This is a genomic window from Spirosoma sp., from assembly GCF_048594605.1.
Lineage (GTDB): Bacteria > Bacteroidota > Bacteroidia > Cytophagales > Spirosomataceae > Spirosoma.
On sequence record NZ_JBMDWV010000294.1, the window covers coordinates 12,657 to 29,475 of the forward strand.

12 protein-coding genes and 1 pseudogene are annotated in these 16,819 nt (G+C 47.1%); 12 read left to right on the forward strand and 1 reads right to left on the reverse strand.

The genetic code is table 11. The features are described 5' to 3' along the window. Window positions 1–27 precede the first annotated feature (27 nt). The 6 genes from ACOJS8_RS17735 to ACOJS8_RS17760 all read left to right on the forward strand — a co-directional run bounded on the left by ACOJS8_RS17735 (window position 28) and on the right by ACOJS8_RS17760 (window position 8,795). Window positions 28–1,530 carry a GH3 auxin-responsive promoter family protein gene (locus ACOJS8_RS17735; protein WP_420149881.1) on the forward strand — a complete coding sequence of 501 codons (1,503 nt, stop codon included), beginning with the start codon at window positions 28–30 and terminating at the stop codon, window positions 1,528–1,530. A 76-nt stretch (window positions 1,531–1,606) separates the two neighbouring features. Then, window positions 1,607–2,779, forward strand: a complete 1,173-nt coding sequence (locus tag ACOJS8_RS17740) for a 1-deoxy-D-xylulose-5-phosphate reductoisomerase (protein ID WP_420149882.1) — start codon at window positions 1,607–1,609, stop codon at window positions 2,777–2,779. Window positions 2,780–2,932: 153 nt separating this feature from the next. Then, window positions 2,933–4,255: an RIP metalloprotease RseP gene (gene rseP, locus ACOJS8_RS17745; RefSeq protein WP_420149883.1), complete on the forward strand. Its 1,323-nt coding sequence runs from the start codon at window positions 2,933–2,935 to the stop codon at window positions 4,253–4,255. 3 nt (window positions 4,256–4,258) lie between these two features. Next, window positions 4,259–4,771, forward strand: coding sequence for a DUF6702 family protein (locus tag ACOJS8_RS17750; protein ID WP_420149884.1), 513 nt, complete (start codon window positions 4,259–4,261; stop codon window positions 4,769–4,771). A 176-nt stretch (window positions 4,772–4,947) separates the two neighbouring features. Continuing rightward, entirely contained in the window at window positions 4,948–7,452 is a 2,505-nt protein-coding gene (gene lon, locus ACOJS8_RS17755) for an endopeptidase La (protein ID WP_420149885.1), read from the forward strand. Between the two features lie 95 nt (window positions 7,453–7,547). Further along, window positions 7,548–8,795 carry an AGE family epimerase/isomerase gene (locus ACOJS8_RS17760; protein WP_420149886.1) on the forward strand — a complete coding sequence of 416 codons (1,248 nt, stop codon included), beginning with the start codon at window positions 7,548–7,550 and terminating at the stop codon, window positions 8,793–8,795. A 5-nt stretch (window positions 8,796–8,800) separates the two neighbouring features. Here the strand turns inward: ACOJS8_RS17760 and murQ are convergent, their stop codons facing one another. Further along, window positions 8,801–9,610, reverse strand: coding sequence for an N-acetylmuramic acid 6-phosphate etherase (murQ, locus tag ACOJS8_RS17765; protein ID WP_420149887.1), 810 nt, complete (start codon window positions 9,608–9,610; stop codon window positions 8,801–8,803). A 125-nt stretch (window positions 9,611–9,735) separates the two neighbouring features. Between murQ and ilvD the strand changes: the two genes are divergently transcribed. From ilvD to ACOJS8_RS17795, 6 genes and pseudogenes are all read left to right on the forward strand, one after another. Beyond that, on the forward strand, window positions 9,736–11,436 hold the full coding sequence (ilvD, locus tag ACOJS8_RS17770; RefSeq protein ID WP_420149888.1) for a dihydroxy-acid dehydratase: 1,701 nt from the start codon (window positions 9,736–9,738) through the stop codon (window positions 11,434–11,436). 73 nt (window positions 11,437–11,509) lie between these two features. After that, entirely contained in the window at window positions 11,510–13,255 is a 1,746-nt protein-coding gene (gene ilvB / locus ACOJS8_RS17775) for a biosynthetic-type acetolactate synthase large subunit (RefSeq protein WP_420149889.1), read from the forward strand. 29 nt (window positions 13,256–13,284) lie between these two features. Beyond that, window positions 13,285–13,719, forward strand: a complete 435-nt coding sequence (locus ACOJS8_RS17780) for a four helix bundle protein (protein ID WP_420149890.1) — start codon at window positions 13,285–13,287, stop codon at window positions 13,717–13,719. Between the two features lie 3 nt (window positions 13,720–13,722). Then, window positions 13,723–14,259, forward strand: coding sequence for an acetolactate synthase small subunit (ilvN, locus tag ACOJS8_RS17785; protein ID WP_420149891.1), 537 nt, complete (start codon window positions 13,723–13,725; stop codon window positions 14,257–14,259). A gap of 62 nt (window positions 14,260–14,321) precedes the next feature. Then, entirely contained in the window at window positions 14,322–15,365 is a 1,044-nt protein-coding gene (gene ilvC, locus ACOJS8_RS17790; protein ID WP_420149892.1) for a ketol-acid reductoisomerase, read from the forward strand. A gap of 218 nt (window positions 15,366–15,583) precedes the next feature. Next, window positions 15,584–16,819 (forward strand): annotated as a pseudogene (locus ACOJS8_RS17795) (hypothetical protein); the annotation flags it as partial.

Below are 16,819 nucleotides of genomic sequence, written 5' to 3' on the forward strand. Positions count from 1 at the left end.
TTCATTATATATTACTTTTGTGCTATTATGGGAATTCGTTCAGTTGTTAGTAAGCCGTTGGCCAGGTGGGTCGTAGAACGTCAGCAAGGCTGGATGTACCAACCTGCCGAAACGCAGCAACGCTGGTTCAGGCGGTTAATCGACGTAGGGCGCGATACGGTGTTTGGCCATGACCATCACCTGAAAGACGTGCAGACAATTGACGAGTTTCGGCAGGCCGTTCCGGTGCGCGACTATGAAGATCTGAAACCGTATATAGAGCAGATTCTGAACGGGGGCCTCGACGTATTATGGAAAGGGAAGCCTTTATATTTCGCCAAAACATCGGGGACTACGTCGGGTACGAAATACATCCCGATCACGCAGGAATCGATTCCGAACCATATTAATTCAGCCCGCGACGCGCTGCTCAACTACGTCAACGAAACAGGCAACAGCGCATTTCTGGATAAAAAATTAATCTTTCTGTCCGGCAGCCCTGAACTAACCCAAAAAGCAGGAATCAACATTGGGCGACTGTCGGGCATTGTGAATCACCACGTACCGGCCTATCTACGTACAAATCAATTACCCAGTTACGAAACCAACACCATTGATGATTGGGAAACGAAGCTGGACCGTATTATCGACGAAACGCTGCCCCAATCGATGTCGCTGATATCAGGCATTCCGCCCTGGGTGCAGATGTATTTCGACCGGATTCAGGAACGTACCGGCAAGCTTATCAAAGACGTTTTCCCCGATTTTTCGCTGTTTGTGTATGGTGGTGTCAATTTTGAACCGTACCGGGCTAAATTATTTGAAAGTATCGGCAAACGTATCGACTCGATTGAAACCTACCCGGCTTCAGAAGGTTTCATCGCTTTTCAGGATTCGCAGACCGAAGAAGGCTTACTGCTGCTATTGAACAGTGGTATTTTCTACGAATTTATTCCTGCCGACGAATTTTTCACCGAAACCCCGCGTCGTCTGACCATTGACGAAGTCGAGTTAGGCAAAAATTACGCTGTCGTTATCAACAACAATGCGGGCTTATGGGGCTATTCATTGGGCGATACGGTCAAATTCGTGTCGCGGGAACCGTATCGATTGCTGGTAACCGGACGTATCAAACATTTCATATCGGCCTTTGGTGAACACGTCATCGGTGAAGAGGTTGAGAAAGCGTTGAAAGACGCGATGCAAAAACATCCTGAAACGGAAGTCGTTGAGTTTACCGTTGCGCCCATGGTCAGTCCAAAGGAAGGATTACCGTATCACGAATGGTTCGTTGAGTTTGCCACGCCCCCGCACGACGTAGCAGCTTTCGTCAGGGACGTAGACAACCGGCTGATCGAGCTGAATATTTATTACAAGGATCTGATTACGGGTTCTATCCTGCAACCGCTACGTCTGACGAGCTTACCAAGAGGTACTTTTCAGCGCTATATGAAGTCTCAGGGTAAACTAGGCGGCCAAAACAAAGTACCGAGATTAGCGAATGATCGGAAGATTGCGGATGGATTGACATCAGCAAGCCATATGGTTTAAAGTTTAGCAACGTTTTACAAAGAAAAATAGAAGACTCCCTTATTATCAGCATCTACAGCACCTCCGACATAAATTAATGATTGAGCATAAAAAACGCCGTATCGCCATTCTCGGCTCGACGGGTTCCATTGGAACGCAGGCCGTTGACGTGATTAAGGCCCACCCCGATCAGTTTCAGGTTGAGGTGCTGACAACGAATACCAACGCCGAACTGCTGATACAGCAGGCCGTTGAGTTGAAACCGAACGTAGTGGTTATCTGCAACGAAACGTACTACGACCGAGTTTTCGCGGCCCTCGATCCACTCGATATTAAAGTTTATGCCGGTGCCAAAGCCATTGCTTCGGTCGTTCAGATGGATACCATCGATATGGTGCTGACGGCGATGGTTGGCTACGCAGGTTTATTGCCAACCATTAAAGCCATTGAAGCGGGCAAAGCCATTGCACTGGCCAACAAAGAAACCCTGGTTGTAGCCGGTGAGCTTATTACGCAACTGGCCGCACAAAAAGGTGTGAATATTTATCCAGTCGATTCCGAACACTCAGCTATTTTTCAGTGCCTCGTTGGCGAATTTCACAACCCGATCGAAAAAATTATTCTGACTGCATCGGGCGGACCGTTTCGGGGGAAATCGCGGGAATTTCTGTCGAACGTAACGAAAGCGCAGGCGCTCAAGCACCCAAACTGGACAATGGGAGCCAAGATCACGATCGATTCGGCTACGTTGATGAACAAAGGGCTGGAAGTGATCGAAGCGAAGTGGCTGTTTGGCCTCCGCGCCGACCAAATCGACGTAGTGGTACACCCGCAAAGTATCATTCATTCGCTGGTGCAGTTCGAAGATGGCAGCCTGAAAGCACAGATGGGATTACCCGATATGCGTTTGCCGATTCAGTTTGCGCTGGGTTATCCCAACCGATTGAAATCAGATTTTCCTCGCTTCAATTTTCTGGACTATCCATCGTTAACATTTGAGCAGCCTGACCGCGAAACATTTCGTAATTTGCAGCTTGCTTTCGATGCGCTCGACCGGGGCGGCAATGCACCTTGTATCATCAATGCCGCCAACGAAGTAGCTGTCGATGCTTTCCTGCACGACCGCCTTGGTTTTCTGGAAATCTCGGAGATTATTGAAAGCTGTTTAGCCAAAACTACGTTCGTTCAGGCGCCTACGTACGAAGATTACGTCAGCACTGACGACGAAGCCAGGCGATTGGCAACTGAGCGAATTAAAAGTTTGGTTTAGCTGTTTGAATTATATCGCTTACAATCAATGTTTTTACCATCATAAAGCACTCGATTCCGCAAAGTCCCGCTTAATGGGGTAATCTTTCAATTTTAGTGAACGACAACAGAATCGTTAAAAATTCTTAAATTGCTCTTATCATCTTTCGAATAAATGGAAATTTTAGTGATGGCAGGGCAGCTCATTCTGGGCTTGTCTATTTTAGTTGGCTTACATGAATTAGGGCACTTGCTTGCCGCCAAAGCCTTTGGCATGCGCGTAGAGCAGTACTTCATTGGGTTCCCGCCCAAAGTATTTAGCATCAAGCGGGGCGAAACCGAATATGGCATTGGCGCGATTCCACTCGGTGGGTTTGTCAAGATCTCCGGCATGATCGACGAATCGCTCGACACCGCTCACACAAATGCCGAACCACAACCCTACGAATTTCGCTCTAAACCAGCCTGGCAACGGCTGATTGTGATGCTTGGCGGCATTATTGTCAACGTTATTGTCGGCATCATGATTTTCGTAATCATGGCTTACAAGAACGGCAATACGTATCTGGCCGCAGAAGATGTTAAATACGGCATAGTAGCCTATGACCTGGCGAAGAGTATTGGCCTGCAAACGGGTGATAAAATCGTGAAAGTCAACGGGAAAGAAATTACCGATTTCAACGAGATCCGCAGTTCTGAGGTAATGCTGGGTGACAACAGTACCTATACCGTCGAACGTAACGGCAATCGGGTCGATATTGATATTCCCAATGATCTGGCCGATAAGCTAATCGACAGTAAAGGCGGACCTTCTGAACCGTTTGTTGCTCCCATTGAACCCTTTAAAGTGGGAGAACTCGCGCCTGGGCAACCTGCTGAGAAAGCCGGACTTAAGACCGGCGATTTCATCACAAGTGTTAATAACGTGCCCATCCAGTATTATCATCAGTTTGTTGATGCCATGAAGTCGCTGAAGAACAAGCAGATTACGCTGGGTATCAATCGTAACGGAACTCCACTTACGCTTACCATGACAACAACTCCCGATGGCACCATCGGTTTTTATAAGGAATCTTTGCTTAAGCTTACTACTGAGGATTATACTTTCGGGGAAGCACTTAGTGTAGGAACAAAGCGGGCATTCCAGGTTGTCTTTGATAACATAAAAGGATTTGGAAAGATTTTCCGGGGTGAAGTGTCTGCTTCGAAAGCCCTGAGCGGCCCGATAGGTATTGCCCAGAATCTGTTCGGTGGGATCTGGATGTGGGATCGCTTCTGGACCGTAACAGGTCTGCTTTCGATGGCACTTGCTTTCATGAACGCCTTACCAATTCCAGCGCTTGATGGTGGCCATGCTACAATTCTTGGCTACGAAATCATTTCGGGACGCAAACCATCAGACAAGTTTCTGGAAGGAGCCCAGCGCGTTGGTATGGTCATGCTGCTTGGCTTAATGGCTTTCGCTATCTTCAACGACGTATTCAAAGCCTTTTTTTAAGTCTTGAAACGCAATAAACACGTAACGGTTTTGCTGTTATTAGTGGCCGGTTGCCTGATGGGCAGTCGGCCACTGACGCTTCATGATTTTCACGCCAGCGTTACGCAGATGCAGTATAATCCGAAGGAGAAGTCATTTGAGATTAGTATGCGCATCTTTACGGATGACTTTGAAAAAGCCCTTTCGGCCGCGTCGGGTAGTAAAGTCAAGCTGGACGCCAACGACAAAAATGATCCGCTCATTGAAAAGTACATCCTTTCTCATTTTACATACGTTAATCCACAGAAGCAGCCGAAACCGGTAAAATATGTAGGACATGAAATCGAGGCTGATGCCAACTGGCTTTATCTTGAAATGCCCTACACCGAACCTTTTCGAGGTGGATTACTTAAGCAAAACGTCCTGATGGAATTATTTGATGACCAGGTCAATATGGTAAACATACAGTATCAGGGTCAGAAAAAAACATTCGTTTTCCGCAAAAATCAGCCGACCCAGGACGTTACCATCGATTAATAAATTTACGTAACCACAGACTGGTCTATTTCGTTACTTTTGCAGTACAGCAAACTAACTGCCATCTGGTCAGGCTAAAACTAACGGCACGAGGCTTGCAACTACTTTATCCCCTCCTCTTTCCATAAGGTTAGGCACCACCACGTAATGAAGGCTGTCAGCATGGCAGTGTATATATGATTTCAGAAAAAGAATTAGCTACCCGTTTGTTGCTGGCCGATTTTGACTCGGACAATCTTGAAATTGTGCCACTCGGCTCGCCAGAAGGAGTAGACGACGATTATGATTTACCGGCCAATTTGCCTATTCTGCCGGTTCGCAATACCGTTTTGTTCCCCGGTATGGTTATTCCCGTTACAGTTGGGCGGGCTAAATCGATCCGGTTGGTCAAAAAAGCGTATAAGGGAAACCGAATTATTGGTGTATCGGCTCAATTGAATCAGCAGAAAGACGAACCAACCGCCGACGATCTGTATCGATTCGGTACTGTCGCTTATATTATAAAGATGATTACGTTGCCCGACGGTAACATTACGATCATCATTCAGGGCAAAAAAAGGTTTGAAATTCAACAGGTTGTTCAGGAAGAACCGTTTATAACAGCTCAGGTCCGCCAGATTGACGATGCCTTTCCGGGTGTAACTAAAAAAGAAGGGAAAGCGCTTTTACAATCGATAAAGGACGCAGCTTATAAAATGCTACGGCTCAATCCGGAGATTCCGCAGGAAGCACGTATTGCGCTCGACAACATTGAAAGCCCGACGTTCTTACTACACTTTCTCTCGTCGAACCTGAATGCCGACGTAGCTGACAAACAACGGCTTCTGGAAACGCTCGATGGTAGCCAGCAGGCAACGTTGCTACTCGAATTTATGCTTCGGGAAGTACAGCTACTGGAGCTCAAGCGCGAAATCCAGACCAAAGCTTCCTCTGATCTTGATCAGCAGCAGCGCGATTATTATTTACGTCAGCAGATGAAAGTGCTGCAGGATGAGCTGGGCATGGATAACCCTGACCGCGAAATTGACGAGCTACGGATGAAAGCCGACCGTAAAAAGTGGCCCACCGAAGTACGTGGTCATTTTGATAAGGAACTCAACAAGCTGCAACGTATCAATCCTATGGCGCCGGAATATCCGGTGACGATGAATTACGTTGAACTGATGGTCGATCTTCCCTGGAATGAATACACCAAGGATAATTTCGACCTGAAACGGGCGCAGAAGATTTTAGATGCAGATCACTTCGGTCTCGAAAAAGTGAAAGAGCGGATTATTGAGTATCTGGCCGTTCTGAAGCTAAAAAATGATATGAAAGCGCCGATTCTATGCCTTTATGGCCCTCCAGGTGTGGGTAAAACCTCACTGGGAAAATCGGTGGCCAAAGCACTCGGTCGCAAATACAGCCGTATGGCACTGGGTGGCGTTCATGACGAAGCCGAAATTCGCGGACACCGTAAAACCTATATCGGAGCTATGCCGGGTAAGATCATCCAAAATATCCGAAAGTGCGGTACGGCAAATCCCGTGTTTATTCTGGACGAGATCGATAAGGTTAGTTCCGATTTCCGGGGCGATCCATCTTCGGCGTTACTCGAAGTACTTGATCCTGAACAGAATTCGACTTTCATGGATAACTACCTCGAAACCGAGTTCGATCTGTCGCGGGTATTATTTATTGCTACGGCCAATTCACTGGATACCATTCATCCTGCTCTGCGCGATCGGATGGAAATCATTGATATTGCGGGGTATACGGTCGAAGAAAAAGTTCAGATTGCCAAGAAATATCTGATTCCGAAGCAACGTAAAGATCATGGCCTCACGACCAAAGATCTGACTATTGAGGATAAGGCCATCTTACGTATCATTGAAGGGTACACCCGCGAATCAGGCGTTCGGAATCTGGAGCAGAAAATCGGGGCTTTAGTACGTAAAATAGCTAAGTCGGTAGCGATGGAAGAGGAATACAACCATACCATCAAGGCGGTTGACATTCCAAAGCTACTTGGCGCTGAGATCTTTGACAAAGAACTTTATGCCGACGACGATATTGCAGGTATTGTAACGGGCCTTGCCTGGACACAGGTGGGCGGTGAAATCCTGCTCATTGAATCAAGTCTGAGCCGGGGCAAAGGCGTTCTAACGTTGTCGGGTCAACTCGGCGACGTAATGAAAGAATCAGCGATTACGGCCCTGTCCTATCTGAAAGCTCATGCCGATGAATTAGGTATCGACTATCGTATTTTCAATAATTACGATTTACATATTCATATTCCGGCAGGCGCAGTCCCTAAAGATGGACCTTCGGCTGGAATTACGATGCTTACTTCCATGACGTCAATCTACACGCAACGTAAGGTAAAACCGTACATTGCTATGACTGGTGAGGTGACGTTACGTGGCAAAGTTTTGCCTGTAGGGGGTATAAAGGAAAAAATTCTGGCGGCTAACCGGGCCGGTGTCAAAGAAATTATTCTCTGCTCGAAAAACCGTAAAGACATTGAGGAGGTGAATCAGACGTATATCAAAGATCTGACTTTCCACTACGTCGACACCGTTGATCAGGTATTAGACATTGCTTTACTTCCTAACCAGGTTGGCAAGCCGATGAAATTCGTACTTCCTGAAGAAGGCCAGGCGTCTCGGAAAGAGCACCCCGAAGTTGAGAAAGTATATTGATTCTATTCATCAGGTAAAGAAAAGAAGGAGCGGATTATTCGGAGAAAATTCTGATAATTCCGCTCCTTCTGCATTAGTCCCTTTATCTTTATACCGTGCTTGATTTTCAGAAACTTTCCGCCCAATATCAACAGGCTTTGCTACGCCAGATTGTACCATTTTGGCTTAAACATAGCCAGGATGGTAAATGCGGAGGGTATTTTGATCTGCTCAGCGCAGCAGGAGAAGCGATTGAGGGTGATAAATTTGTTACGTTACAAGCGCAACAGGCCTGGGCATTTGCGTGGCTTTACAATACCCTTGACGGCCAGTTAGCCTGGCGTGAACACGCCCGACATGGGGTTAGTTTTTTAAGTCAGTTTGGTCACGAAGATACAATTACCTGCTACAGCCAGCTTGATCGTCGGGGCAGGCCAGTTGCTACGTCATCTACTGTTATTCCCGATTGTTTCTCAACTATGGCCTATGCTCAGTTTCATCGTTCTACTGGTGAAGATGAGTGGGCCATGCTGGCCAAGCAAGCGTTCTCGAACGTAGTGCAAAGGCGGGAAGCAATTCGCCATGAACAAGCCATTCAGATTGGCAGTCCCCAGCAACTTAGGCATGTGAGTGAACCCATAGCTGTGCTGAAAGCGGTGCTGGAAATGCAGTTGCTGCTGGATGAAGAGAGCTGGAGGCAGTACGTAGACCAAATTCTTCAGGAGATTCTGCACGAATTTGTTGACCGGCGTACCGACATTCTGCGTGAATACGTCCTCCCTGAAGGTACGTTCATCAATACGCCTGAAGGTCGCCGGCTCAATGTTGGACTAACGTTCCAAACCGCCAACTATCTGTTTGATCTTTACGCCCAGAGTGCGTTTTCTAAAAGCCCGTTGACAGGCCTTGTCAATCGAAAACTGGCGACTCAAGTTGTTATGTGGTGTTTACACCTCTGCGAGCAAGCCTGGGACGAAGCAACGGCTGGATTGAATCAATACGTTGATGTCAAAGGTCAGCCTTTTATTTTCCCAGACTGGCAGCAAAAATGGGCCTGGATTCACGCTGAATCGCTTACAGCTTTGCTAAAGGGCTACGTTTATACCCGCCACCCTGACTGCCTGAAATGGTTCAAGCGCATTCATGATTACACCTTTCAGCAATTTCCGGATGCAGAACAGATGGGCTGGCATCTGGCTGTTGATCAGCATGCACAGCCTATTTTAACCGCCAAAGCCATCCCATCCGTTGGTTGCTATTCTCTGATACGTTGCCTCTCTGAAATCGCTCAGCTCCTGCCTAAATGCGATCAACTCCAATTAACGAAGCCAACAGGACAGGCTCGACTTTCTGTTAATTCCTAGCCATACTACGTAGTCTTACTTTTATAGCCGTCGATGGCTCCGCGAACATTACCAAACTTTGTCAGAAGAAACTCGGCTTCTTCACGGTTAACGCCAATTTCACTCATAACCATTTTGGCAGCACGGTCCTGAAGTTTGATATTCGTCAATTGCATATCAACCATCTTGTTTCCTTTGACTCGGCCGAGTTGAATCATTACCGACGTAGAAATCATGTTTAAAACTAATTTCTGCGCAGTTCCCGCTTTCATGCGCGTACTTCCCGTAACAAATTCAGGCCCCACAACTACTTCAACCGGAAACTCAGCCGCTTTCGCCACGGCCGATCCTTCGTTACAAACGATACAACCCGTCAAAAGACCCGCTTTTCGAGCTTCCTGCAAACCGCCTATTACGTAAGGCGTTCGGCCCGAAGCAGCAATACCAATCACCGTATCGTGTTCGTCTGGCTGAAAGGGCGTAATATCTTTCCAGGCCTGCTCAGCATCATCCTCGGCAAACTCTACAGCTTTCCGAATGGCCCCATCGCCACCAGCCATCAAGCCGATTACTAAATCGTGCGGAACGCCATAAGTAGGTGGACACTCTGAAGCATCGACTACGCCCAGCCGACCACTTGTTCCAGCACCGATATATATTAATCGCCCTCCTGATTTCATTCGCTTAACAATCTCCTTTACCAGCGCTTCAATCTGAGGGATTGCTTTTTCAACGGCAAGAGGAACCGTTTTGTCTTCCTTATTAATATTCGACAGCAAGTCGTGGACCGACATTTGCTCCAGATGATCGTAATGAGATGCGGTTTCAGTTGTCATGCATCAAAAGTAATACGAACGTATTTTATCGGACAAATAATCTGATTTTTCTTGCCTTTCCGAAAAAGAGAATGTTTATTTACAGCGTTATTACACCACCAGCGAAATTTCGCTAATTGTTAAGTATGCTTACTGAACAACCAACCGCCGAGTTAAACCGTTACAGTCGCGTTCTCACACAGGAAGTTAGTAATCCTGCCGCTCAGGCCATGCTATATGGTATTGGCCTTACTGAAGACGACATGCAGAAGCCTCAGATTGGCATTGCCAGTACAGGTTACGAAGGAAATACCTGCAACATGCACCTGAATGGACTTTCTGTCTACGTCAAGCAGGGAATTCAGGCAAGCGGTTTAGTGGGGCTTATATTTAACACAATTGGTGTATCGGATGGCATGACGAACGGTAATGACGGCATGCGTTATTCTCTGCCCAGCCGCGATCTCATTGCAGACTCTATTGAGTCAGTTGTCGCTGCTCAGTGGTACGACGGTGTAGTGACTGTAGTAGGGTGCGATAAGAATATGCCTGGCGCTATCATGGCTATGGCTCGGCTGGAACGTCCAGGTATCATGGTATACGGCGGTACGATTCGTTCGGGTCATTACAAAGGTCAGAAGCTGGACATCGTCTCGGCGTTTGAAGCACTTGGCAAAAAATACGCGGGAAATATTTCCGACGAAGATTTTAAAGGCGTTGTCAAAAACGCTATTCCCGGCGCTGGTGCCTGCGGTGGTATGTACACGGCCAATACAATGGCCAGCAGCATTGAAGCAATGGGCTTGAGTTTACCGTTCAGCAGTAGCTATCCTGCCACGCACGAAGGCAAGCAGGAAGAGTGTAAGAAAATTGGCGCGGCCATGAAACTGCTGCTCGAACGTAACATTACGCCGAAAGAGATTATTACGCGCCAATCGCTCGAAAATGCTCTGACGATCGTAATGGCCCTTGGCGGCTCAACCAATGCTGTCCTTCATTATCTGGCTATTGCCCGTGCGGCAGGTATCCAGTTGACCATCGATGAAATTCAGGCAATAAGTGATAAAACGCCGTTACTAGCCGATTTAAAACCAAGTGGTAAGTATTATATGGAAGATATGCTTGCTATTGGTGGTGTTCCGGCTGTAATGAAATATCTGTATCAGAACGGATTTATCCATGGCGAATGCATTACCGTAACGGGTAAAACCGTAGCTGAAAACCTGGAGGAAGCACCTGATCTGAACTTTGATACGCAGAAAATAATTTTTCCACTTAGCCAACCCATTAAAGCTACCGGACATATTCAGGTTTTGCGGGGTAATCTGTCGCCAACCGGAGCCGTGGCCAAAATTACGGGCAAAGAAGGCCTAAAGTTCGAAGGGACAGCGAAAGTCTGCGAACATGAAGGCGAAGTGATTGAAGCACTATCGAAAGGCGAGATTCTGCCGGGTCAGGTGATTGTGATACGTAACGCAGGTCCTAAAGGCGGGCCGGGTATGAGCGAAATGCTGAAACCAACCTCTGCTATTATGGGTGCAGGTCTTGGCGACAAAGTTGCTCTGATCACAGACGGTCGTTTTTCAGGCGGTACACACGGGTTTGTCGTAGGGCACGTAACACCGGAAGCGTTTGAAGGTGGGCCGATTGCCCTTGTTCGGAACGGCGACCAAATTACGATCGATGCTGTATCGCGCGAGCTGACACTGCATGTGTCAGACAAAGAGTTGGCGCACCGCAAAAGTGAATGGAAGCAACCGGCTCCGTCTTTTACGAAAGGTATTCTCGGCAAATACATCCGAAATGTAAAATCAGCAAGCGAAGGGTGCGTAACGGATGAAGTATAGCCAGTTACGCCCTTAATTGAATACGTAATAACCAACAAACTAACTGAATACGACCTTAAAACGCCCAAACGTCATGGAAGTCATTGCCAGCGTCATGCCGGAAGTTACTGAAACCACACCGGCTCCTGCTTACATTAACGGTTCGCATGCACTCATGCAGTCGCTTGTGGCCGAAGGCGTAGATACTATTTTCGGCTATCCTGGTGGAGCCATTATGCCCGTTTACGACGCCCTGTACGATTTTCAGGAACGTATCAATCATATTCTGGTACGTCATGAACAAGGCGCCGGGCATGCCGCTGAAGGATATGCCCGCGTAACGGGTCGGGCGGGTGTTTGCCTCGTTACGTCAGGGCCCGGTGCCACCAACCTTGTCACGGCCATTGCGGATGCCCTGATCGACTCCACACCGATGGTATGCATTGTTGGTCAGGTCGCTAAAAAATTGTTGGGTACGGATGCCTTTCAGGAGGCTGACGTAATGGGCGTCACTATGCCCATAACAAAATGGAACTATCAGATTACTAGTGCCGACGAAGTGCCTGATGTCATCTCGAAAGCCTTTTATATTGCTCAGTCCGGACGTCCGGGACCTGTTCTGATTGATATTACAAAGAGCGCACAACTTGAGCTGATGACCAGACCGTTCGCGTATGAGCGTTGTCAAAGTATCATCAGCTACAAGCCACGGCGTGTTCCTAAGCCGGACCAAGTAGAAGCAGCCGCGCAGTTGATTAATACCGCTAAGAAGCCTTACGTACTGGTTGGCCACGGAGTTCAGATTGCCAAAGCCGAAGACGAACTCCTCGCTTTTGCGGAAAAAACGGGTATTCCAGTCGCCACTACGCTCCTGGGTCAGTCAACTATATCGACTGATCACCCGCTTTACGTCGGTTGGCTGGGCATGCACGGCAATTACGGCCCGAACGTAATGACGGATCAGGCTGATGTTATTATTGCCATTGGTATGCGCTTCGATGATCGGGTTACGGGCGATGCCAGTAAATTCATCAAGCAAGCCAAAGTTATTCATATTGAGATCGATCCATCGGAAATCGATAAAATTGTCCATGCCGATGCTCCCGTCGTAGGTGATGCCAAAGAGGTTTTAAAAGCCTTGCTCCCACTGGTCCAGCCAAATGATCATACTGTATGGCGAAACGAATTCAGGAAATACGACGCGATTGAAAACGAAACCATTACCGTTCCGGCATTGACCAGCTCCGACGGAAAAATTAAAATGGGCGAAGTAATTGATCTTCTGTCCCAAAAAACAAAAGGCGAAGCCATTCTGGTAACTGACGTAGGCCAACACCAAATGATGGCATCGCGTTACTACCAGTTTCGTCGGCCCAACAGCCTGGTTACGTCGGGTGGTATGGGCACAATGGGCTTTGCACTACCAGCCGCTTTTGGTGCGCAGGTTGGTGCTCCTGACCGTCAGGTAGTTGCTATCATTGGCGATGGATGCTTTCAGATGACATTGCAGGAGCTGGGTACGATTGTTCAGAATAAACAGCCGGTTAAGGCAATTATCCTGAATAACAACTTTTTAGGCATGGTACGTCAGTGGCAGCAACTGTTCCACGAACGTCGCTACTCGTTTGTTGAGTTGCAAAATCCTGACTTCATTACCATTGCGAAAGGTTTCGGTATGGCTGGGCAAACCTGTAGCGAACGCGAGAATTTATCAGCCGCCCTGGATACAATGTTGAATCATGACGGTCCTTTCCTTCTTGAAGTCATTGTAGAGAAAGAAGAAAATGTATTTCCGATGGTACCCGCTGGCACAAGCGTATCGCAAATTAGACTACGTTGAGTTTTCTGTTTACAGTTTTCTGTTTGCATATGGCAACCATTCATCGTTTTGAAGATTTGAACGCCTGGAAAAAGGCACGGGTATTATATAACCTTGTGCTCGATACTACAGGCAAAAAGCCATTTGCGACTGATTATGATTTAGTTAGACAGATTCGCCGGGCAAGCGGTTCGGTAATGGACAACGTAGCAGAGGGATTCGGCAGAGGTGGCCGGGGCGAGTTTGTTCAGTTCTTAGGTATAGCAAAAGGCTCCGTTACAGAAGTAAAATCGCAATTGTACCGTGCGCTTGACTGCGGTTATCTTTCAGACGAGCTTTTTCAAAGCCTATACGAACAAGCTGATGAAACAGCCAAAATAATCGACGGTCTAATTGCTTACTTGCTTAAAACAGATCTTAAAGGTAGACGGTATCAACGTGAAGCAGACCTAACAGAGGACAGTAAACTGAAAACAGTAAACTGAATTATGACAACATACACCATTTGCATATTCACGGAAAATACCATCGGGCTGCTGAATCGCATCACGATTATTTTCACACGTCGACGTATTAATATTGAAAGCCTGACCGTATCAGAGACTGAGCGCAAAGGCGTATCGCGCTTTACGATTGTCATCAAACATGAGTCGCGCGAAGAAGTCGAAAAGCTTGTTCGGCAGATTCGTAAGATTGTAGAGGTTCTGGCTGTTTTTGGCTATCTCAACGATGAAATTGTCTATAACGAAATTGCGCTGTTCAAAATCTCGACCGCTTTAGGCAGTAAACCGCTGGATGTTGAAACCATCAATCAGCAGCACAAAGCCTGGGTGGTTTACTGGGGTTTGGATTATGTCGTCATTGAAAAAACAGGGAATGACACAGAAATTTTCGACTTTTTCAATTACATCAAGCAGCATGACATCTTGGAGTTTGTTCGCTCCGGTCGCGTAGCGGTTGGCAAGACAGAGAAAGGTCTGGTCGAATACCTTCCTGAGGAGGCCGAATGGGAGCATTATATGTAAGCGCTTTTTATTTGTGTAACCAAGTAGTAACCTTAAATACAGAGTACAAAACCAATTAAACAATGGCAACGATTAATTTCGGAGGAGTTGAAGAGCAAGTCGTGACGCGGGAAGAGTTTCCGCTGGAAAAAGCACGTGAAGTACTGGCAAATGAAGTTATTGCTGTAATCGGCTATGGCGTTCAGGGTCCTGGTCAGTCGCTAAACATGCGCGACAACGGTTTCAATGTTATAGTCGGACAACGTAAAGGCAAAACCTACGACAAAGCTGTTGCAGATGGCTGGGTGCCGGGCGAAACACTATTTGAAATCGAAGAAGCTCTGGAAAAAGGTACAATTATCTGCTTCCTTCTCTCCGATGCCGCCCAGATCGAACTCTGGCCAACAGTAAAAAAATACCTTACCCCGGGCAAATCACTGTATTTCTCGCACGGATTCGGTGTTACGTATCAGGAAAAAACGGGTATCATTCCCCCAGCCGATGTGGACGTCTTCCTGGTAGCTCCGAAAGGATCGGGTACTTCGCTACGTCGCCTGTTCGTTGAAGGCAAAGGTCTGAACTCATCGTTCGCGATTTATCAGGATGCCAGCGGCAACGCACGTACCAAAGCCATTGCGATGGGTATCGGTGTGGGTTCGGGCTATCTCTTCGAAACCGATTTTTACAAAGAAGTAACGTCTGATTTAACCGGTGAGCGTGGTACGTTGATGGGAGCTATTCAGGGTATTTTCGCTGCTCAGTACGAAGTGCTACGTGCCAACGGCCACAGTCCTTCTGAAGCCTTCAACGAAACCGTAGAAGAGCTGACCCAGTCGCTGATGCCGCTGGTTGCTGAAAACGGCATGGACTGGATGTACGCCAACTGCTCAACCACTGCTCAGCGTGGTGCGCTCGACTGGTGGAAGCCTTTCCGGGACGCAACCAAGCCAGTTTTCGAGCAATTGTATAACTCCGTTAAAAATCAGGAGCAGGCCGAAATCAGCATTACCCGGAACTCACAGCCTGACTACCGCGAAAAACTGGAAGTTGAGCTGGCTGAACTGCGCGAATCAGAAATGTGGCAGGCTGGTGCGGCAGTACGTTCACTACGTCCGGAACGTAGCTAAACAAAAGACGTAACCACATACAAAAAAAGAGTCTAATCTATTGATAGTGCCTGATCGGCAATTCTATCAATAGATTAGACTCTTTTTTTGTATATATTATTAATATATTATCATATAATAAATTAATAATAATCAAGCCGACGATAAATAAGTATCACGTATTCTTAATTCTGCAAGATACTTACCTGATGAATTTGACTATTTCAAACCAATTTTTCATGAAAAAACAGCTACTTCTGGTTCTCTTTTCTCTCACGCTGAGCGTAGCTCACTTATTTGCTCAAAGTTCCATATCAGGACATGTCTATAACGACCCAGATGGAGGTACCACCATTACAAATACTGCAATCCCGTTTAGCCTTCCTAATGATCGTTTGGTGGTTTATCTCATAAAGATTCCGGAGGATACGTTAACTGCATCGGCAGTCGTTAACCCAGACGGTTCATTCTTCTTTGCTTCTGCTCCTGCCGGAACCTATTATTTAATGATGAACACAGACAATATTCGGGTTTTTTCAGGAGACCCAGCCCCTTTCTCACTATTAGAAACCAGTTGGACCCGAACCGGAGAATCTGTGCTGCCAAGCGCAGTTGCGGATGCTGTCGTTGACGGAAAAACCAATCCTATAACGGTGGCTACCAGCCCTGTTACAGGAATCCTATTTGGCATACAGGAAAGACCTTTTGCCGACAACAAAATGAACAGCCTGTTCGACAATACCGCTACCAGCCCCACACCCTTAGCGGTCAATACCGGCTCCGCATTCACTAAGGGAGGTGGTTCCATTTTATCGGGTACTGACCCTGGCGGACCGAGTCTGGGTAATTATACGATTAGTACATTGCCCAAGCATGGTACGCTGTATTTAGGGTCAACTGCTGTTAGTAGCCTTGCCGATGTCAGCTCCTTAACGCCCGCTCAGTTTGCTACCCTTGCTTACCTGCCAAACGCTTCGGCTTTAGGTCAAGAGCAGGACCTGTTCACGTATTACGTAACGGATATAGCAAATTCGAAATCGGACAATGCTACCTACGTAATCCCCTTCGATCTACTCGATTCGGACAATGATAGCTATCCAGACCGGGTTGATCTGGACGATGACAATGACGGCATAACCGATGTTAACGAATGCGCCCTTAATAACTTTGCCAACCTGGCTGCCGTGTACCCAGGCGGGTTTAGCTTTATAAGGCCTTCACAGTTTGGCTTTGCCTCCCCCATGAACAGAATGGGGCTGAATTTGACAGCAGATATAAGTTCCAGTTTCGGAAAACCTGCCGGATCGATCATTGTCACAGTAACCAATGCAAACACGCACCCTACTGCCGATGAGTTTTATTTTAATGATTCTAACGGACCTACCCAATGGTATATTGGCGGCAGCCTGGGCAGTTATAAGTCTGTTGATCAAGGGCTTCAATATTTCAGCTATGATACCAGAACCATTACACTA